Source organism: Streptomyces sp. NPDC057474, assembly GCF_042802555.1.
In the GTDB taxonomy this organism is placed as follows: domain Bacteria; phylum Actinomycetota; class Actinomycetes; order Streptomycetales; family Streptomycetaceae; genus Streptomyces.
The window spans coordinates 1-18,262 of record NZ_JBHVDX010000104.1 but is presented as its reverse complement, the minus strand read 5'-3'; the positions used below and the strand labels follow the sequence as shown (position 1 = coordinate 18,262).

Annotated in this window: 16 protein-coding genes, 1 tRNA gene and 1 pseudogene; 14 read left to right on the top strand and 4 right to left on the bottom strand. The window is 70.8% G+C overall.

Translation table 11 applies throughout. The features are described 5' to 3' along the window. Positions 1 to 134 precede the first annotated feature (134 nt). Both ACFU53_RS26340 and ACFU53_RS26335 read right to left on the bottom strand, forming a co-directional pair. Entirely contained in the window at positions 135 to 1,466 is a 1,332-nt protein-coding gene (locus ACFU53_RS26340) for a sensor histidine kinase (RefSeq protein WP_383997182.1), read from the bottom strand. A gap of 300 nt (positions 1,467 to 1,766) precedes the next feature. Continuing rightward, the gene (locus ACFU53_RS26335) at positions 1,767 to 3,005 is read right to left on the bottom strand and encodes a sensor histidine kinase (protein WP_383997180.1); all 1,239 of its coding nucleotides are present in this window, start codon (positions 3,003 to 3,005) and stop codon (positions 1,767 to 1,769) included. Positions 3,006 to 3,308: 303 nt separating this feature from the next. On the opposite strand from ACFU53_RS26335, the gene ACFU53_RS26330 reads away from it, so the two are divergent. The 12 genes and pseudogenes from ACFU53_RS26330 to ACFU53_RS26275 all read left to right on the top strand — a co-directional run bounded on the left by ACFU53_RS26330 (position 3,309) and on the right by ACFU53_RS26275 (position 15,575). Beyond that, a complete protein-coding gene (locus ACFU53_RS26330; RefSeq protein ID WP_383997177.1) occupies positions 3,309 to 3,704 on the top strand; it encodes an NADH-quinone oxidoreductase subunit A in 396 nt (131 codons plus the stop codon). Next, the gene (locus ACFU53_RS26325) at positions 3,695 to 4,450 is read left to right on the top strand and encodes an NADH-quinone oxidoreductase subunit B (RefSeq protein WP_383997175.1); all 756 of its coding nucleotides are present in this window, start codon (positions 3,695 to 3,697) and stop codon (positions 4,448 to 4,450) included. Before ACFU53_RS26330 ends, ACFU53_RS26325 begins: the two co-directional genes overlap by 10 nt. Continuing rightward, the gene (locus ACFU53_RS26320) at positions 4,447 to 5,970 is read left to right on the top strand and encodes an NADH-quinone oxidoreductase subunit C (RefSeq protein ID WP_383997172.1); all 1,524 of its coding nucleotides are present in this window, start codon (positions 4,447 to 4,449) and stop codon (positions 5,968 to 5,970) included. The genes ACFU53_RS26325 and ACFU53_RS26320 overlap by 4 nt, the downstream gene beginning before the upstream one ends. Further along, positions 5,967 to 6,935, top strand: a complete 969-nt coding sequence (locus tag ACFU53_RS26315) for an NADH-quinone oxidoreductase subunit H (RefSeq protein ID WP_383997169.1) — start codon at positions 5,967 to 5,969, stop codon at positions 6,933 to 6,935. The genes ACFU53_RS26320 and ACFU53_RS26315 overlap by 4 nt, the downstream gene beginning before the upstream one ends. A 2-nt stretch (positions 6,936 to 6,937) precedes the next feature. After that, complete coding sequence (locus ACFU53_RS26310) at positions 6,938 to 7,498, top strand: NuoI/complex I 23 kDa subunit family protein (protein WP_383997166.1); 561 nt, start codon at positions 6,938 to 6,940, stop codon at positions 7,496 to 7,498. A gap of 119 nt (positions 7,499 to 7,617) precedes the next feature. Then, a pseudogene (locus ACFU53_RS26305) lies at positions 7,618 to 8,101 on the top strand (NADH-quinone oxidoreductase subunit J); the annotation flags it as partial. Positions 8,102 to 8,600: 499 nt separating this feature from the next. Further along, a complete protein-coding gene (gene nuoK / locus ACFU53_RS26300; protein ID WP_383997163.1) occupies positions 8,601 to 8,999 on the top strand; it encodes an NADH-quinone oxidoreductase subunit NuoK in 399 nt (132 codons plus the stop codon). Further along, a complete protein-coding gene (locus tag ACFU53_RS26295) occupies positions 8,996 to 10,990 on the top strand; it encodes an NADH-quinone oxidoreductase subunit L (RefSeq protein ID WP_383997161.1) in 1,995 nt (664 codons plus the stop codon). Before nuoK ends, ACFU53_RS26295 begins: the two co-directional genes overlap by 4 nt. Before the next feature lie 6 nt (positions 10,991 to 10,996). Continuing rightward, positions 10,997 to 12,604: a NuoM family protein gene (locus tag ACFU53_RS26290; protein ID WP_383997159.1), complete on the top strand. Its 1,608-nt coding sequence runs from the start codon at positions 10,997 to 10,999 to the stop codon at positions 12,602 to 12,604. Further along, entirely contained in the window at positions 12,601 to 14,145 is a 1,545-nt protein-coding gene (locus ACFU53_RS26285; RefSeq protein ID WP_383997156.1) for an NADH-quinone oxidoreductase subunit N, read from the top strand. Before ACFU53_RS26290 ends, ACFU53_RS26285 begins: the two co-directional genes overlap by 4 nt. Positions 14,146 to 14,316: 171 nt before the next feature. Next, entirely contained in the window at positions 14,317 to 15,180 is an 864-nt protein-coding gene (gene htpX, locus ACFU53_RS26280; protein ID WP_383997153.1) for a zinc metalloprotease HtpX, read from the top strand. Beyond that, on the top strand, positions 15,177 to 15,575 hold the full coding sequence (locus ACFU53_RS26275; RefSeq protein ID WP_383997150.1) for a YccF domain-containing protein: 399 nt from the start codon (positions 15,177 to 15,179) through the stop codon (positions 15,573 to 15,575). Before htpX ends, ACFU53_RS26275 begins: the two co-directional genes overlap by 4 nt. A 115-nt stretch (positions 15,576 to 15,690) precedes the next feature. Here ACFU53_RS26275 and ACFU53_RS26270 read toward each other — a convergent pair whose 3' ends face one another. Further along, positions 15,691 to 16,947: an APC family permease gene (locus ACFU53_RS26270; RefSeq protein WP_383997147.1), complete on the bottom strand. Its 1,257-nt coding sequence runs from the start codon at positions 16,945 to 16,947 to the stop codon at positions 15,691 to 15,693. Between the two features lie 152 nt (positions 16,948 to 17,099). Here ACFU53_RS26270 and ACFU53_RS26265 point away from each other — a divergent pair, with 152 nt between their 5' ends. Continuing rightward, positions 17,100 to 17,366 carry a GlsB/YeaQ/YmgE family stress response membrane protein gene (locus ACFU53_RS26265; protein WP_383997144.1) on the top strand — a complete coding sequence of 89 codons (267 nt, stop codon included), beginning with the start codon at positions 17,100 to 17,102 and terminating at the stop codon, positions 17,364 to 17,366. Positions 17,367 to 17,486: 120 nt separating this feature from the next. On the opposite strand, the gene ACFU53_RS26260 is transcribed toward ACFU53_RS26265, so the two are convergent. Continuing rightward, entirely contained in the window at positions 17,487 to 17,975 is a 489-nt protein-coding gene (locus ACFU53_RS26260) for a YajQ family cyclic di-GMP-binding protein (protein ID WP_383997142.1), read from the bottom strand. 166 nt (positions 17,976 to 18,141) lie between these two features. Here ACFU53_RS26260 and ACFU53_RS26255 point away from each other — a divergent pair. Next, a tRNA-Tyr gene (locus ACFU53_RS26255) sits at positions 18,142 to 18,223 on the top strand. Positions 18,224 to 18,262 lie beyond the last annotated feature (39 nt).

Sequence of the window (18,262 nt, the reverse complement as noted above, 5' to 3'; positions counted from 1 at the left end):
CAACTCTCAGGCACCGTCCCCACTCCCCACTTCCCATGCCCCATGCCTCACGCCCCATGCCGCACGCCCCCGGTCTGCGTGCCGCCGGATTACGTGCCCTGGCTTACGCACTCCCGGCTCACATGTCCCACCGCTTACGCCGCCCGCCAAGGCAACTCGGCCGTGACCCGCGTCGGCCCCCCGGCCGGTGAGTCGACCACCAGGATCCCGTCGACCGCGCCGATCCGCTCGGCGAGCCCCGCCAGCCCGGAGCCACCCCCGGTGTCGGCGCCGCCGACCCCGTCGTCGATGACCTGGAGCATCAGCCGGTTCTCCACCCTCCACACATCCACGGTCGCCCGCGAAGCCCCCGCGTGCTTGCTCACGTTCTGCAGCAGCTCGGACACCGTGAAGTACGCGATGCCCTCGATCGCCGGCGCCGGCCGCGCCGGCAGGTCCACGTCCACCACCACCGGCACAGCGCACCGCGAGGCGACCGCCGACAGCGCCGCGTCGAGCCCCCGGTCGGTCAGCACGGCCGGATGGATACCCCGCGCGAGATCCCGCAGCTCCTGCAGCGCCGTCTTCACCTCACCGTGCGCCGAGTCCACCATCACCGCCGCCGCCCGCGGGTCCTCCGCCAGCTTCTCCTTCGCCAGCCCCAGATCCATGGCCAGCGCCACCAGCCGAGCCTGCGCCCCGTCGTGCAGATCCCGCTCGATCCGCCGAAGATCAGCGGCGGCCGTGTCGACCACGACCCCCCGGTCCGACTCCAGCTCGACCACCCGCGCCCCCAGCCGCGACGGCCCGAGCAGCGCGGTCACCATCACCCGGTCGACCATCGTCAGCCCTCGCACGATCCACGGCGAGGCCATCGTGAAGAGCAGCCCCACCAGCGCGGTCACGGTCACCTCGAACGGGTTGTTCAGATACACGGCGCGCGTCTCGTCCCCGTACAACTGCAGCCCGTCCTGCCCGGCCCACAGGGGAAAGACCCAGAACCACAGCGGATACGTCAGCAGCGCCCAGCCGTACGTCCAGAAGGTCACCGCCACCACGAACGAGAACACCGACCACGGGAACTGCACGATCGCGTACAACAGCTGCCGCCACGACGACCCGCTGCGCAGCATGGCGCCCATCCACGCCATCGCCCCGCGCCCCTTCGGCCGCAACGGCTCCGGCGCGGACACCTCCACCCCGAGCAACGCCCGCGCCCGCGCCCGCTCCAGCGCACCGAACCCCCGGCACCCGGCCAGCCCCGCCGCCAGCACCGGCACCCCGAGGAAGGTGATCAGCAGCCCCGCGCCGACCGACACCATAGTCACGGCATACGTGAACAGCAGGATCCCGACCGGCAGCCCCAGCAGCACATACCCGAACTCCCGCCAGCTGCGCGCCTCGAACGGCGCCCGCAACCCGGCCGGCACCCGATGCCGCCGCTCCTCGCCCCAACTCCCGTACCCGTGCCCGTACTCCGTGGCCATCACCGTCGCCCGCCCTCACTCGTCCCGCACTCCGGATGTCGTACTCCCACAGTGCTAGCCCCCGGCCCCCCGGACCATGGAGCGAGTCGGCGTCTCGATACGGGGGTTTTCCCCACCCCGCGCGGCCACGGCCGCGCCCCAAAGGGGCGCGGGGAACTGCGCGAGCAACCACAACGAACCAGCCCCCGCCCACGACGCAACACCCCCACGGCGAAAGGGCGAACAGGACCCCCCCACGGTGAAGAAGCCCGCGCCCCAAGGCCCCCGACCCCAAGGCCCCCGACGGCGTGCGCACCCCGGTCAACCGCCGGAGGCACCCCGCCCCCGCCAGGGCAACTCCGCCGTGATGGCCGTCGGCCCACCGACCGGAGACTCGATGACAAAGAGCCCGTCGACCGCGTCAAGCCGTTCCGCAAGCCCGGCGATACCGGTCCCGCCATCGAGGCGCGCACCCCCACGCCCGTCGTCCCAGACCTGAATCAGCAGCCGATCATCGGACCGCCAGACATCCACCGAGGCAGCCTTCGCCCCACTGTGCTTGCTGATGTTCTGCAGCAACTCGGACACGGTGAAGTACGCGATGCCCTCGATGGCGGCGGCAGGACGCGCAGGGAGATCGACGGTCACCTTCACCGGCGCGGTGCACCGCGAGGCGACCGCCGACAGCGCCGCGTCGAGCCCCCGGTCCGTCAGCACCGCCGGATGGATCCCCCGAGCCAGATCCCGCAGCTCCTGCAACGCCAGCTTCACCTCGCCGTGCGCCTCCGCCACCATCGAGGCGGCCGCATCGGGATCCTCCAGCAGCTTCTCCTTGGCAAGCCCGAGCCCCATCGCCAGGTTCACCAGCCGAGCCTGCGCCCCGTCATGCAGATCCCGCTCGATCCGCCGCAGATCAGCGGCGGCCGTATCGACGACGACCCCCCGATCGGACTCCAACTCCGCGATCCGCCGCTCCAGTTCGTCGGAGGGCGACAACAGCGACCGCACCATCACCCGGTCCACGTTCGTCAGCCCCCGCACGATGTACGGCAGCACCGGCCACGCCACGAACAACCCTGTCAGAGTGATGACGAACGTCGCGATGCCCCACGGCATCCGGATCAGCTCGTACAGCATCGAACGCCAGCCGACCGGATCCTTCACGCTCATCCACACCTGCGCGAAGAACCCCTCGTCCGCCCGGCGCCCGTTACGGAACGGCAGCGGACTCGGTTCGTCCACCCGCACCCGCAGCAGCGCCCGCGCCCGTATCCGCTCCAGCCGGCCCAACTGCCGGGCCCCCATCAACGCGGCGGCGAGCAGCGGAAAACCGATCACCGTCAACGTCAGGAAGGCACTGGTGAACAGCACCGTCGTCACGTACACGAACCCGAACAGCGCGAACGGCAGATTCGCCAGCAGATGCGCGATCTCCAGCCACGTCTGTCCCCCGAACGCGAACCGCGCGGGCGGCAGCGGTTCGGAGGGCGTCTGGCTGGACGGCAGCGGCCGACCGTACGGCTGGCCGGAGCCGGTCGGGGAGGAGAGGAGATCGGTCATGCGCACCAGCCTGCCCGCCCGCCCCCACCCCGCGCCATGAGGAGGACCGCCCGGCCACCCGGGGGAAAACCCCACCCTGCCCGACACCGCCCCACCCCGCCCTGCCCCATCCCGACCCATCCCGCGTCGACCCCTCCCGACCCGGACACGACGGCACTCGGGTGTGCCGACCTGTGACGGGCTGCTTACGCTCTCTTTAGCAGGGCCTAGACTCCCGTGCGTACAGATCGTCGAACAGCGAAGTACGTACGGCGTCCGCATCACGTACGTACGAATCGCCAGGCCAGGGAGCGAGGGACGGACGTGCCGGAACCGACCGTCGCCGTAGCGGCGGACTACTTCCAGTCCTACTCGGTGGTCGGACTGCTCGCCGCCGTGGGCGTGCTCTTCGTCGCGGTCGCCTTCGGCGCGGGACGACTGCTGCGGCCCGACGTCCCCACCCGGGAGAAGCTCCTGACGTACGAGTGCGGCGTCGACCCCGTCGGCGAGGGCTGGGCCCACACCCAGGTCCGCTACTACGTCTACGCGTTCCTCTACGTCATCTTCGCCATCGACTCGATCTTCCTCTTCCCCTGGGCGACGGTCTTCGCCGACCCCGGCTACGGCGCGACGACCCTCGTCGAGATGTTCGTCTTTCTCGGCTTCCTCGCCGTGGGCCTGCTCTACGCATACAAGAAGGGCGTCCTGGCATGGACGTGACGCCAGACCCGGACACGACCGGCCGGCCGGCCGCAACGGAGCACCCCGCCACGGAGCCTCCCGCAGCGGAACCCGTTCTCCTCCCGGAGCCGAAACGGCTGGGCGCCCTCGCCCGCCTCGCCCCCGAGCCGATGAAGGTGATCCTCAACTGGGGCCGCCGTTACTCCCTCTGGGTCTTCAACTTCGGCCTCGCCTGCTGCGCGATCGAGTTCATCGCCGCGTCCATGGCGCGCCACGACTTCATCCGCCTCGGCGTCATCCCGTTCGCGCCCGGGCCGCGCCAGGCCGACCTGATGGTGGTGTCGGGCACGGTCACGGACAAGATGGCCCCGGCGGTGAAGCGCCTCTACGAACAGATGCCGGAACCGAAGTACGTCATCTCCTTCGGCGCGTGCAGCAACTGCGGCGGCCCCTACTGGGACTCCTACTCCGTCACGAAGGGCGTCGACCAGATCATCCCCGTCGACGTCTACGTCCCCGGCTGCCCGCCCCGCCCCGAGGCCCTCCTCCAGGGCATCCTGAAACTTCAGGAAAAGATCGCACGAGAGTCCCTGGTGGAGCGCTACGGAAACGGCCCCGGTACGGGGGCGGGGGCGGGCCCCCGCCCGTCGACGGCGGCACTGCAGAGCGGCTTGGTGAAACCACCGTCGACTGCGGCCGATGCCGATGCCGATGCCGATGCCGGAACCGGAACCGGAACCGGAACCGGTACGGCTGGTGACGGCGCTGGGGAGGGTGACAGGTGACCGGCTGGCTGCCCGCCTCCGCCGAGGAACTCTTCGGCCCCGGGGCCACGGCCGAGGAGTCGTACGACGTCCTCACCGTGGACGTCCCGTCCGCATCCTGGACCCAGGCCCTGCGCACGGCCCACTCCGCACTGGGCTGCACCTACTTCGACTGGCTGAGCGCGGTCGACGAACCGGGCACAGGCTTCCGTGTGTCGGCCCACGTGGTGGCCCTGACCCCGGTCCGGCGCCTCCTCGTCCGCACGACGATCTCCCACGAGTCCCCGGTCCTGCCGACCGCGGTCGACATCTACGCCGGCGCGGCCTGGCACGAACGCGAGACCCACGAAATGTTCGGCGTCCGCTTCGAGGGCCACCCGGCCCTGGACCACCTTCTCCTCCCCGAGAACTTCGAGGGCCATCCCCTCCGCAAGGACTTCGTCCTCGCCGCCCGCGTCGCCAAGGCCTGGCCCGGCGCCAAAGAACCGGGGGAGCCTGCGGCAGGCGCGGCACACGGCGCCCCCAAACGCCGTCAGATGCTTCCGCCCGGCGTCCCCGACCCCAACGAATGGGGCCCTCTCAAGGGCCAACTCCCCCCGGCCCCGGCCCGCCCGGCCCGAGGCGCAGCCGCCCGCCCGGCCGGAGACCGCCCCGCCCGCGCGACCGGCGACCGCCCGGTACGCCGAACTCGCACGGCCACCGAAGGCTCAGCCAGCCAGACACCGAAAACCGAGCCCCCCGAAACCCCCACCCGCACGGCGACGGAGGGCTCGGCAAGCCAGACGGCAGCCGACCCGGCACCCGGCGTATCGGGAGCCGCAGCGCCCCCACGCCGCACCCGCTCGGCGACGGAGGGCTCGGCAAGCCAAACGGCAGCCGACCCGGCACCCGGCGTATCGGGAGCCGCAGCGCCCCCACGCCGCACCCGCACGGCGACGGAGGGCTCGGCAAGCCAGACGACACCCGACCCGGCACCCGACGCGACCGGCAGCCCCACGCCCCCGCGCCGCGCCCGTAGCGCGTCGGGAGGCTCGGCGAGCCAGCGCGCGACCCCCGCCGAAACCCCCGGCACCGGCGAGCCTTCGGCGCAGCCGCGCCCCACCCGCCCCGCCGCACACAGCGCGGACGCGCCCTGGCACCACGCCCGCCCAGCTTTCGACGAGCCCGAGCGTGAGCCCCAGCCGAAGGCCGGGCCCACACCGCAGCCCGAGCCCGAGCGCCCCACCAGTCCCGCAGCCCCCCAGCCGGATGCCGCACCTGGTGCGACGGCTGAACCGGATCCGGCCGAAGCCGGTGCGCAGGTCGACTCCGGGCCGGCCGACTCCGACGCACAGACCGGCTCCGACGCGGCCACCGCTGACGAGCACACCCCCACCCCGGACACCCCGCCGCAGCAACCCGAGTCGCCCGGCACGCCCCCGGACAAGGCCCCTCCGACCGAGGCCCCCGGCGACGCCACGCCTGACGACAACGGCGGCCCCGCCGACGACACCCCCGAAGACCCGCCCAACCCCGAACCGCCCACGGGAGGCCCGCAGTGAACGACGCTCTGGACGTCGCCCTGCGACTCCTCATCGTCTTCGTCGTCTTCCTGACCTTCCCCCTGATCATCGGCCAGACCGAACACAAGGTGATGGCCCACATGCAGGGCCGCCTCGGCCCCATGTACGCAGGCGGCTTCCACGGCTGGGCCCAACTCGTCGCGGACGGCGTGAAGTTCGCCCAGAAGGAAGACGTCGTCCCGGCCGGAGCCGACCGCCGCATCTTCCAACTCGCCCCGGCCGTGGCCCTCCTCCCGTACCTCCTCGTCCTCCTCGCCATCCCGATCGGCCCGGGCGAGGGCGCCGTCGGCGAGGTCATCGACGCCGGTATCTTCTTCGTCCTCGCGGTCATGGGCGTAGGCGTCCTCGGCTCACTCATGGCCGGCTGGGCCTCCGCCAACAAGTTCTCCCTCCTCGGCGGCCTCCGCACCGCGGCCCAGCTCCTCGCCTACGAACTCCCGATGCTCCTCACGGCCGCCTCCGTGGCGATGGCGGCCGGCACGGTTTCCCTCGTCGGCATACTCGACGCCTTCGAGTGGTGGTGGCTCCCCTGGCAGATCGTCGGCGCGATCGTCTTCTTCGTCGCCGGCCTCGCCGAACTCCAGCGCCCGCCCTTCGACATGCCCGTCGCCGACTCGGAGATCATCTTCGGCGCCTACACCGAGTACACCGGCCTCCGCTTCGCCCTGTTCCTCCTCGCCGAGTACGCCGGAATCGTCGTCCTGTGCGGCCTGACAACCGTCCTCTTCCTCGGCGGCTGGCACGGCCCGTGGGGCGCCGACGGCCTCGGCTGGGTCTGGACCCTCCTGAAGACCGCCGTCCTCGCCTTCATCGTCATCTGGCTCCGTGTGACGTATCCCCGCCTGCGCGAGGACCAGCTCCAGAAGCTCTCCTGGACCCTCCTTGTCCCCCTGTCCCTCGCCCAGATCGCCCTCACCGGCATCGTCAAGGTGGTGATCCGGTAACCATGGCCCCCATCCCCGGCTCCGGCCTCGCCAAGGGTCTGGCCGTCACCCTCCGCACGATGACGAGGAAGACCGTCACCGAGCAGTACCCGGACGTCCAGCCCGAACTCCCGCCCCGCACCCGTGGCGTCATCGGGCTCTTCGAGGAGAACTGCACGGTCTGCATGCTGTGCGCCCGCGAGTGCCCGGACTGGTGCATCTACATCGACTCGCACAAGGAGACGGTCCCGCCCGCCGCACCCGGCGGCCGCGAGCGCAGCCGTAACGTCCTCGACCGTTTCGCCATCGACTTCTCCCTCTGCATGTACTGCGGTATCTGCATCGAGGTCTGTCCCTTCGACGCCCTCTTCTGGTCCCCGGAGTTCGAGTACGCCGAGACCGACATCCACGAACTCACCCACGAGCGCGACAAACTCCGCGAGTGGATGTGGACCGTCCCCTCCCCACCGGCCCTCGACCCCTGTGCCGAGGAACCCAAGGAACTGGCCGCCGCCCGCAAGGCGGCCGAGAAGCTCGCGGCGACGCAGGCCAAGCCGGACGAAACCGAGGGAGGAGACTCGTGACCCTCACCCAGGCACCCCACGACTTCCTCGCCCAGGCACCGCACAGCCTCCTCGCTCAGGCACCGCACGCCTTCCTCGCTCAGAAATCCCAAGGCTTTCTCTCCCCGACCGGCGTCGAGATCGCCTTCCTCCTCGTCGGTCTGGTCACCTTCGGCGCCGCGATCGTCACCGTCACCACCCGGCAGCTCGTGCACGCCGCGCTGTGGCTGGTGGTGGCGCTCGGCGGGCTCGCCGTCGAGTACCTCCTGCTCACCGCCGAGTTCATCGCCTGGGTGCAGGTCCTCATCTACGTCGGTTCCGTTGTCGTCCTCCTCCTCTTCGGTCTGATGCTCACCAAGGCCCCCATCGGCCGCTCCCCGGACGCCGACTCCGGCAACCGCTGGGCCGCCGTCACGGTGGCCGTCGCCTCGGCCGCCGCCCTCGTCTGGGTCGTCGTCGACGCCTTCCGCACCACCTGGATCGACCTCGACGGCCCGGCCGCCGGTTCCACCGAGGCCACCGGCGAGAGCCTCTTCCAGAACTGGGTCCTCCCCTTCGAGGCCCTCTCCGTCCTCCTCCTCGCCGCCCTGGTCGGCGCGATCGTCCTCTCCCGCAGGACCAAGCAGGACACCCCCACCCCCGCGGCCGCCCCCCGCGCCCGCAACGGCACCCCACCCAAGCCACCGACCGAAACCGAGGCCGCGCCCAAGCCCGGACCCCAGGCCGCGCCCAAGTCCGGACCCGAGGCCGCGTCCAAACCTGGACCCGAGGCCGCGTCCAAACCTGGACCCGAGGCCGCGCCCAAACCTGGACCCGAGGCCGCGCCCAAGCCCGAAACCGAGGCCGTGCCCAAGCCCGGACCCCAGGCTGCAGCCAAGCCCGGACCCCCAGACGCGACCGAAGGCGACCCCCAACCCGACGCCGGGCCCCAGGCGACAGCCAAAGCCAGCCCCCAACCCGACGCCGGCCCCCAGGCTGCGGCCGAAACCGAAACCGAAGTCACAGCCCCATCCGCAGCCGCAGCCACAGCCCCATCCGCAGCCGCAGATCAATCCACAGCCAGAGCCCCATCCGCAGCCGCAGCCGAAACCCAATCCGCAGCCGACCAGGGCGGTGTCCGCTGATGCACCTCGCCTATCCCGTCGTGCTCTCCGCCCTCCTCTTCTGCACGGGCCTCTACGGCGTCCTCGCCCGCCGCAACGCGATCCTCGTCCTGATGTCCGTCGAGCTGATGCTCAACGCCGTCAACCTCAACCTCGTCGCCTTCGACGTCTGGCTCAGCAAGGCCGCCGCGGAGACCCTGCACTCCGGCCAGGCCCTGACCCTGTTCACGATCACCATCGCCGCCGCCGAGATCGGCATCGGCCTGGCGATCGTCCTCGCCGTCCACCGCAACCGCGGCACCGCGGACATCGACAAGCTCCGAGACACCGCCGAGGGCCACGAGACAGACGACCCCGACGAGGCCACCGGCACGGCCGACCCGTCCGGCCGGACCGAGAAGGCTGAGGCCACCGCGTGAGCACGACCACCCTCGCCGTCCTCGTCCCCCTCCTCCCCTTCCTCGGCGCCGCCGCCGGCCTGCTCCTCGGCCGCACCGCCCCCGGCTTCGTCCGCCCCCTCGCCGTACTGCCCACCCTCACGGCCTTCGCCCTGGCCGTACTGGTCGCCGTACGCCAGGGCGGCGACACCCCCGTCGACGCGGCCACCCAGCTCACCCCCACCGGTTCGGTCCCCATCGAACTCGCCCTGCACATCGACGGCTTCGCCGCCCTCGTAGCCGTCCTGGTCGGCCTGGTCGCGACCTGTGTGCAGATCTACTCGACGGGCTATCTGCGCGACGACCCGCGCTACGCCTCGTACGCCGCTCTCGTCTCCCTCTTCACCTCCGCGATGCTCCTCGTCGTCTACTCCGGCGACCTGATGGTGCTCCTGGTCGGCTGGGAGATCATGGGCATCTGCTCGTACTTCCTGGTCGGCCACTACTGGGAGACCCCGGAGGCACGCGCCGCCTCCCTCAAGGCCTTCCTGGTCACCAAGCTCGGTGACGTCCCCTTCCTGATCGGCCTGTTCGCCCTCGCCACGGACGCCGGGTCGTTCCGCATCACCCGGATCCTGGGCATGGTCGCCGAGGGCGGCCTCGACCACCCGACGCTGATCGCCCTGCTGCTCCTCGCCGGGGTCGCGGGCAAGTCCGCCCAGTTCCCGCTGCACACCTGGCTCCCCGACGCGATGGCGGGCCCCACGCCCGTCTCCGCACTGATCCACGCCGCGACGATGGTCGCCGCCGGTGTCTACTTCGTCGCGCGCCTCCTCCCGGTCTTCGCCGCCTCCTCGGCGGCCCTGGTCGTCCTCGCCGTCATGGCCGCGGTGACGATGGCCGGCTCGGCCCTCGCCGCGCTCGCCCAGGACGACATCAAGCGCGTCCTCGCCTACTCGACGATCGGTCAGCTCGGCTACATGACCGGTGCCCTCGCCGTCGGCGACCGCGGTGCCGCCGTCTTCCACCTCCTCTCGCACGGCGCCTTCAAGGCACTGCTGTTCCTCGCTGCCGGCGTGATCATCCACGCCGCCGGCACCAACTCCCTGGCCGCCATGTCCCGCATGAGCCACCTGCGCGCCCGCGTCCCCGACGCCTTCTGGACGATGACCGTGGCGCTGCTCGCCCTGGCAGCGATCCCGCCCTTCAGCGGGTTCTTCTCCAAGGAGTCCGTCCTCGGAGCCGCCGAGCACGCCACCACCGGCCACGCCGCGCCCATCCCCGGCGCCGCGGGCTGGACCGTCCTCGTCGCCGGCGTCCTCACCGCCCTGCTCACCGCCGCGTACGCCACCCGCCTGTGGCTGCTCGCCTTCCACGGCAAGGGCGCCGAAGCCCCCGACCACGGCCGCCAGCCGCGCACCATGACGGTGGTGCTGTGGGTGCTCGCCGTGCCGTCCCTCGCCCTCGGCGGGCTCGCCTACGGCAAGCTCCCCGACTGGTTCGACGGCGACAACCTGGCCCCCACCCTCACCACGTCCGTCCTCGGCACGGGCGCCGCCCTGATCGGAGCCCTGGTGACGTACGCGGCCTGGCGCTCCGTCAGGGCCGAATCGGCCCATGTCCCGCTGGGAGCGGTCGCGGCCCACCCCGAGGCGGACGCCGCCACGGTCGAGGCGGAGGCCATCGCCAGCCACACCCCCGCCTACGGAGACGTGGCCTCGGCCCCCGACCCGGCGGACCCGGGCCGCCTCCTGCTCGGCCCGCTGCACCGCCACGCCGCCGCCGGCTTCCACCTCGACGCCGTCTACACGGCCCTCTTCGTCCGCCCGGTCCAGGCCGGCGCGAGTCTCGTCCGGTTCCTCGACCGCGAGGTCGTCGACACCTACGTCCACGGCGCGGGCGCCCTGCCCCGCCTGCTGGGAGCGGCCGTACGCCGGGCCCAGACCGGCAACGTCCAGACCTATGTGAGCGCGCTGCTCGCCGGCACCGTCGTCCTGGTGGTCGCCGCCCTCGTCGTCGCCACGGGAGCGTGAGCAGGCGTGATCGATATCAACGAGTCCGTGATGCAGGTCCTTCTGGCGTTGATCGTCGTCGGCCCGCTCATCGGCGCCGCCGCCGCTCTCCTCCCGGCCCCGCCCGGGCTGAAGGGGAAGTCACCCGAGCAGGCCGTGCTCCGCCACGGGATCACCGTGACCGGCGCGGTCCTCATCGCCGCGATCGTCCTCGCGCTCGGCTTCGACCACGACCAGCCGTCGAAGATGCAGGCCAGCACGGACATCAGCTGGATCCCGGCACTCGACGTGCGCATCCACCTCGGCATCGACGGCATCTCCCTCCCCCTTCTGGTCCTGACCGCGCTGCTGACCTTCCTCTGCGCGCTCTACTCCTACTTCAAGCAGCAACATCAGCGGCTGACGCCGCGGGCCCCGGGCCCGTCCCCGAAGGCCTTCGTCGCCCTGCTGCTCGTCCTGGAGTCCGGCACCCTCGCGACCTTCGCCGTCCTCGATCTGCTGCTGTTCTTCCTCGCGTTCGAGATGGTGCTCATCCCGATGTACTTCCTCATCGCCCGCTGGGGCGGTGAGCAACGCACGCAGGCCGCTTGGAAGTTCATCCTCTACACCCTGCTCGGTTCCGTGGTCATGCTGCTCGGCCTGCTCCTGATCGGACTCAGGGCGGGCACATTCGACATGGTGGCACTCGCCACTGACAATCACCCCGAGCTGACCACATCCGTGCAGGTCATCGCCGCTTTGTCGATCGGGATCGGGCTCGCGGTGAAGACCCCGATGTGGCCGCTGCACAGCTGGCTGCCGGACGCCCACACCGCCGCCCCGACCGTCGGCTCGGTCCTGCTGGCCGGTGTCCTGCTGAAGATGGGCACGTACGGGTTCGTCCGGATCCTGCTGCCGATCACACCCGACGGGTTCCGCACCTTCGCGCCGTACCTCGCCGCCTTCGCGGTCGTCGGCATCATCTACGGGTCCCTCGCCTGCCTCGCCCTCGCCCGGCAGGGCGCGAAGGGCGACCTCAAGCGCCTCATTGCCTACTCCTCCGTCGGCCACATGGGCTTCGTGCTCCTCGGCATCGCCACGATGACCCCGACCGGCGTGAACGGCGCGCTGTTCGCCAACATCGCCCACGGCCTCATCACCGGCCTGCTGTTCTTCCTGGTCGGTGCCCTCAAGGACCGCACCGGCACCACCGACCTCGACACCCTCGCGCGGGAGACCGGCGCCGCCCTCTACGGCAGGGCCCCGCGCCTCGGCGGCCTGATCGCCTTCGCCGCCGTCGCCTCCCTCGGGCTGCCGGGGCTCGCCGGGTTCTGGGGCGAGATGCTGGCGCTGTTCGGCGCGTTCGAGCCCGCAGAGGGCCTCAGCCGCCCGGCCTTCCTCACCTTCATGACGATCGCCGCGTTCGGCACGCTCCTCACCGCCGCGTACCTGCTGATCGTGGTCCGCCGTGTCTGCATGGGCGCCGCCCCGCAGGAACCGCAGGAGGGGCCGCGGCTCGCGGACGTACAGGCGTACGAGTTCGCGGCCTGGACCCCGCTCGTCGCCCTCACCGTCCTCGCCGGCCTCTGGCCCGCGGCCCTCCTCGGTCTGACCGATCCGGCCGTGCAGCAGCTCCTCGCAGGAGGCACCCGTTGAGCCCCTTGGCCCAGCCGCCGGCTCAGGCCCTGGCCGAGTCCGTCGTCCAGTCCGTCGACTGGCTCGCGATCGCGCCGCCCACGATCGCCGCCGTCGTCGGTCTCGCCGTGCTCGTCGCCGACCTCTTCGTGGGTGACGCGAAGAAGGCGCTGCTCGGCTGGGCCTCCGTGGCGGGCCTCGCGATCTCCCTGCTGGCCGTCCTGCCTCTCCTGGACGGCGACCGCGCCACCTTCTGCCTGACCGGCGACCCGGACGTCTGCAGCTACACCGCGGACCGCTTCACCCTCGTCGTCCAGTTCCTCGTCCTCGGCGGCGCCCTCCTCGCCGCCCTGCTGTCGATGACCGCCCTGAAGGACTCGAAGAAGGAACTCCCCGAAGGGGAGTTCTGGTTCCTGTTGCTGTCGTCCGCGGCCGGCGCCGCCCTCCTGCCCGCCTCCCGTGACCTAGCGACCCTCATCGTCGCCCTGGAGGTCGCCTCCCTGCCCGCCTTCGCCCTCGTCGGCATCCGGCACGGCGACAAGCGGTCCTCCGAGGCGGCCCTGAAGTTCTTTCTGTCGTCCGTCACCGCCACCGCCGTCAGCCTGCTGGGCATCAGCTTCATCTATGCCACCACGGGCACCCTCTACCTCACCGAGATCGCCGACCGGATCCAGAACGTCGACGGCCAGCTGCACACCCTCACCCAGGCCGGCGTCGTCCTCACCCTCATCGGCTTCGCCTTCAAGACGGCCGCCGTACCGTTCCACTTCTGGGTCCCCGACACCTACGTCGGCGCCCCCCTGCCGGTGGCCGCCTACCTGTCGGTCGTCGGCAAGGCGGTCGGCTTCTCCGGGCTGATCCTCATCACCGTCGTCGCTCTCCCGTCGTACGCCGACGTCTGGGGCCCCGCCCTCGCCGCACTGGCCGCCCTCACCATGACCGTCGGCAACCTCGGCGCCCTCAAACAGCGGTCAACGCGCGCGTACAGCGCGGTCCGGCTGCTCGCCTGGTCCTCCGTCGGCCAGGCCGGCTACCTCCTGGTGCCGATCGCGGCGGCCGCGTACGCCGAGAACACCGACGACGCCGAGAAGGCCATCGGCTCCACCGTCGCCTACGCCCTGATGTACGCCGCCGTGAACCTCGGCGCCTTCGCCGTGGCCGCCCTCGTCGGCCGTACGAAGACTTTGAACCGCGTCAGCGACTACCGGGGCCTGTACGCGTCGAGCCCACTCTCGGCCCTGCTCCTGGCCTTCTTCCTGCTCTGCCTCGCCGGTCTTCCGCCGGGCATCATCGGCCTCTTCGCGAAGGTCACCGTCTTCTCGGCGGCCGTCGACGCGGGCCTCGGCTGGCTCGCCGTCGTCATGGCCGTCAACGTGGTGATCGCCCTCTTCTACTACCTCCAGTGGACGGCCCTGCTGTTCCGCGCCCCCGAGGGCGAACCCGAACCGCACCGCGTCCCGGCCCCCCTGACCGCCGCCATCGCCCTCACCGGAATCGTCGGCATCGCCCTCTCCGGCGCACCCCAGCTCGTCCTGCGCTTCGCCGACATCGGCCTCTTCTAGCGAACAAGCGGTCTCGCCCTCACCCGGACGGCCCTCCGGTGGGGCCGCGCGCACAAGGGAACTAGTACTCCCCGCCTGGCGTTGACCAGTACGGAAGGGTCCACTGAGAAGTGGAGTCAACAGCAACAGCAAGCAAAGGGTTCCCCTGCCGCACGACTTGGAGGGCGTACCGTGCACCGCCGGCACAACGGGCTCAGGACCGCCGTACTCCTCGGGGGACTGTCCGCACTCATCATCGTCATAGGAAGCCTCTTCGGCCGTACGGGTCTGATCATCGCGGTCGTCGTCGCCCTCGGCACGAACGCGTACGCGTACTGGAACAGCGGCAAGCTGGCTCTACGCGCGATGCGTGCCCGCCCGGTCAGCGAGTTCGAGGCCCCGGCGCTCTACCGCATGGTCCGCGAGCTCTCCATGCAGGCCCGTCAGCCCATGCCGCGCCTGTACATCTCCCCGACGGACGCCCCGAACGCGTTCGCGACCGGCCGCAACCCGCGCAACGCGGCCGTGTGCTGCACCGACGGCATCCTCCGCCTGCTCGACGAGCGCGAGCTGCGCGGCGTCATCGGCCATGAGCTGAGCCATGTCTACAACCGCGACATCCTCATCTCGTCGGTTGCCGGCGCCCTCGCCTCCGTGATCATGTTCCTGGTGAACTTCGCCTGGCTGATCCCCATCGGCCGCTCGGACGACGACGACGGCCCCGGCCTCCTCGGTATGCTGCTGATCATGATCCTGGGCCCGCTCGCCGCGTCCCTCATCCAGCTCGCGATCAGCCGCTCCAGGGAGTATGAGGCGGACGCCTCCGGCGCCCAGCTCACCGGTGATCCACTTGCCCTCGCCAGTGCCCTTCGCAAACTGGAAACAGGCACCAAGCAACTCCCGCTGCCCCCGGAGCCCCGGATCGAGACCGCGAGCCACATGATGATCGCGAACCCCTTCCGGCCGGGCCGCGGATTCTCCAAAATGTTCTCGACACACCCGCCGATGGCAGAACGCATCGCCCGACTCGAGAAGATGGCAGGTCGCCCCCAGTGAAGACCATTCTGAACATCATCTGGCTGATCCTCAGCGGCTTCTGGCTCTTCCTCGGTTACCTGTTCGCAGGATTGCTCCTGTGCATCACGATCATCGGCATCCCGTTCGGCCTCGCCTCGTTCCGCATCGGCATCTACGCCCTGTGGCCCTTCGGGTACAGCGCCGTCGAGCGCCGTGACGCGGGCGCCCCCTCCTTCCTGGGCAACATCCTCTGGCTGATCCTGGCGGGCTGGTGGCTGGCGCTGACCCACATCTTCACGGGCCTCGTGCTCTGCGTCACGATCATCGGCATCCCCTTCGGCATCGCCAACTTCAAGCTCGTCCCGGTCTCACTGATGCCCCTGGGCCGCGAGATCGTCCGCTCGAACCAGCCGTTCGCCCAGCAGCGCCGGTAGAGCGGCACTCCGGGGAAGAGCCGGGGCGGGGGACACAGAGCAGCCGAAGTACGTCTTCGGCGACCCGTCCCCACCCCCGCGCGGTACGTAAGAACTCCTCGACCGAACGCCCCGTTCAGCCGCTGCGCCCCGCCCACCACCGCCGTACGCCGTAGGTCGCCGCCCCTACAACCAGCACAGAGGCGCCCACGCCCACGGATGACACGGGCAGCGAGAACGCCAGAACAGCGCACCCGACGAGCCCGACCGCCGGCACCACACGAGACGCGGGCGCCGAACTCAGCGTCCAGGCGGACGCGTTGGCGACGGCGTAGTACGCGAGGACTCCAAAGGAGGAGAACCCGATCGCGCCCCGGACGTCGACCGTGGCGGCCAGGACGGCGACGACCGCACCGACGGCCAACTCCGCCCGGTGCGGCACCTGGAAGCGGGGGTGCACGGCGGCGAGGACGCCCGGGAGGTGCCGGTCCCGGGCCATGGCGAGGGTCGTGCGCGAGACGCCCAGGATGAGCGCCAGCAGCGAGCCGAGCGCGGCCACGGCGGCCCCCACCCGCACCACGGGCACCAACCCCGGCACCCCGGCCGCCCGCACCGCGTCGGCCAGCGGAGCAGCCGCCTCCCCCAGCCCACCGGAACCCAGCACCGAAAGAACCGCGACGGCGACGGCCGCGTACACGATCAGCGCGATGCCCAGCGCGAGCGGGATCGCGCGCGGGATGGTGCGCGCCGGATCCCGTACCTCCTCGCCCAGGGTCGCGATCCGCGCGTACCCCGCGAACGCGAAGAACAGCAGCCCGGCCGCCTGCAGCACCCCGCCCGCGCCCTCCGACGCCCCGATGTCCAACCGCCCGGCATCCGACACACCGGACCGCAGGCACACCACCACCACGGCCGCGAGGACCGCCAGCACCACGGCCACGATCGCCCGCGTCAGCCAGGCCGACTTCTGGACGCCGCCGTAGTTCACGGCGGTCAGCGCCACCACGGCCGCCACCGCCACGGCGTGCGCCTGCCCCGGCCACACATACGCCCCCACGGTCAGCGCCATCGCCGCGCACGAGGCCGTCTTCCCGACGACGAACGACCAGCCGGCCAGGTACCCCCAGAAGTCGCCGAGCCGCTCACGCCCGTACACATACGTGCCGCCCGACGCCGGATACACGGCCGCCAGCCGCGCCGACGACATCGCGTTGCAGTACGCGACCACGGCGGCGACCGCGAGCCCGAGCAGCAGCCCCGACCCTGCCGCGCCCGCCGCCGGGCCCAGCGCCGCGAAGATCCCCGCGCCGACCATCGCCCCCAGCCCGACGACCACCGCGTCCCCGACCCCGAGCGTGCGGCGCAGCCCGGCGCCCGATCCTGCCTGTGTCATGCGCCGCACCCTACTGATCGCCGCAACCGCCGGACGTCAGGGAGACGTCCTCCCCGACAACAAGGCAGGAAGACAGAGCAGGACGACAGGGCACCTGGCCTCTGTGGGGGGAAACACAGCACAGGTACAGCACGAAAGGGCAGGTTCACGGCATGAGCATCATCGGCTGGATCGTTCTGGGGCTGTTGGCCGGCGCCATCGCCAAATTCCTGCTGCCGGGCCGGGACCCGGGCGGCTTCATCGGCACGACCCTCATCGGTGTCGCGGGTGCCTTCATCGGCGGCTGGATCTCCGCCCGCTGGATGGACCACCCGATCTCCGAGAACTTCTACGACGGCGCCACCTGGGCGGCCGCGATCGGTGGCTCCCTGGTTCTGCTGATCGCCTACCGCCTCCTGTTCGGCCACTCCCGCCGCTGATCACGTACGCGCCGCCCCCGAACCCGCGGCCGACAGGCGAGAAGGGTGGGCACCCCGGTCGAAAGCCGACGTGCCCACCCTTCTCTGCACGACCTCAACCACGGGCCGGACTACGGATGATCAGCGGTAGTTGACGAACTGCACCGCGAAGTCGAAGTCCTGGCCCTTGAGGAGAGCGATCACGGACTGCAGGTCGTCGCGGTTCTTGGAGCTGACGCGGAGCTCGTCGCCCTGGACCTGGGCCTTGACGCCCTTGGGACCCTCGTCACGAATGATCTTCGCCACCTTCTTGGCGTTCTCCTGGGAGATGCCCTCCTCGATCGAAGCGAAGAGCTTGTACTCCTTGCCGGACAGCTGGGGCTCACCCGCGTCCAGGGACTTCAGGGAGATCCCGCGCTTGATGAGCTTGGACTGGAAGACGTCGAGGATGGCCTTCACCCGGTCCTCGGAGTTCGCCTCCATCAGGATCTTCTCGCCGGACCACGAGATCGAGGCGCCGACGCCCTTGAAGTCGTAGCGCTGCGAGATCTCCTTGGCGGCCTGGTTGAGGGCGTTGTCGACCTCCTGCCGCTCGACCTTCGAGACGATGTCGAAACTGGAGTCGGCCATGTCCTGTGGCTCCTTGTATCGGGGTATCGGGGAGCGACAAGCCTAGCCACCCCGCCCCCTCCGAGTACTGATCAATCAAGTGGCGGAGCACCCCCGAGCATCAGGTATCGTTTACGTCGTTGCCACGGAGCACCGCCGAAAAGCGGTTCGAAGGGCAGCAATCCCAGGCGGTGTGCCCGAGTGGCCAATGGGAACGGACTGTAAATCCGTCGGCTTAGCCTACCCAGGTTCGAATCCTGGCGCCGCCACGTGGATGAAAGGGCCCGTGACCAGCAGGAATGCTGGTC

Bases quoted from the DNA above. Each gene is read 5' to 3' on its own strand.
- ACFU53_RS26325 (WP_383997175.1), top strand. From the start codon at position 3,695: ATGGACGTGACGCCAGACCCGGACACGACCGGCCGGCCGGCCGCAACG.
- ACFU53_RS26340 (WP_383997182.1), bottom strand. From the start codon at position 1,466: ATGGCCACGGAGTACGGGCACGGGTACGGGAGTTGGGGCGAGGAGCGG.
- ACFU53_RS26260 (WP_383997142.1), bottom strand. From the start codon at position 17,975: ATGGCCGACTCCAGTTTCGACATCGTCTCGAAGGTCGAGCGGCAGGAG.
- nuoK (WP_383997163.1), top strand. From the start codon at position 8,601: ATGCACCTCGCCTATCCCGTCGTGCTCTCCGCCCTCCTCTTCTGCACG.
- ACFU53_RS26270 (WP_383997147.1), bottom strand. From the start codon at position 16,947: ATGACACAGGCAGGATCGGGCGCCGGGCTGCGCCGCACGCTCGGGGTC.
- ACFU53_RS26335 (WP_383997180.1), bottom strand. From the start codon at position 3,005: ATGACCGATCTCCTCTCCTCCCCGACCGGCTCCGGCCAGCCGTACGGT.
- ACFU53_RS26310 (WP_383997166.1), top strand. From the start codon at position 6,938: ATGGCCCCCATCCCCGGCTCCGGCCTCGCCAAGGGTCTGGCCGTCACC.
- ACFU53_RS26265 (WP_383997144.1), top strand. From the start codon at position 17,100: ATGAGCATCATCGGCTGGATCGTTCTGGGGCTGTTGGCCGGCGCCATC.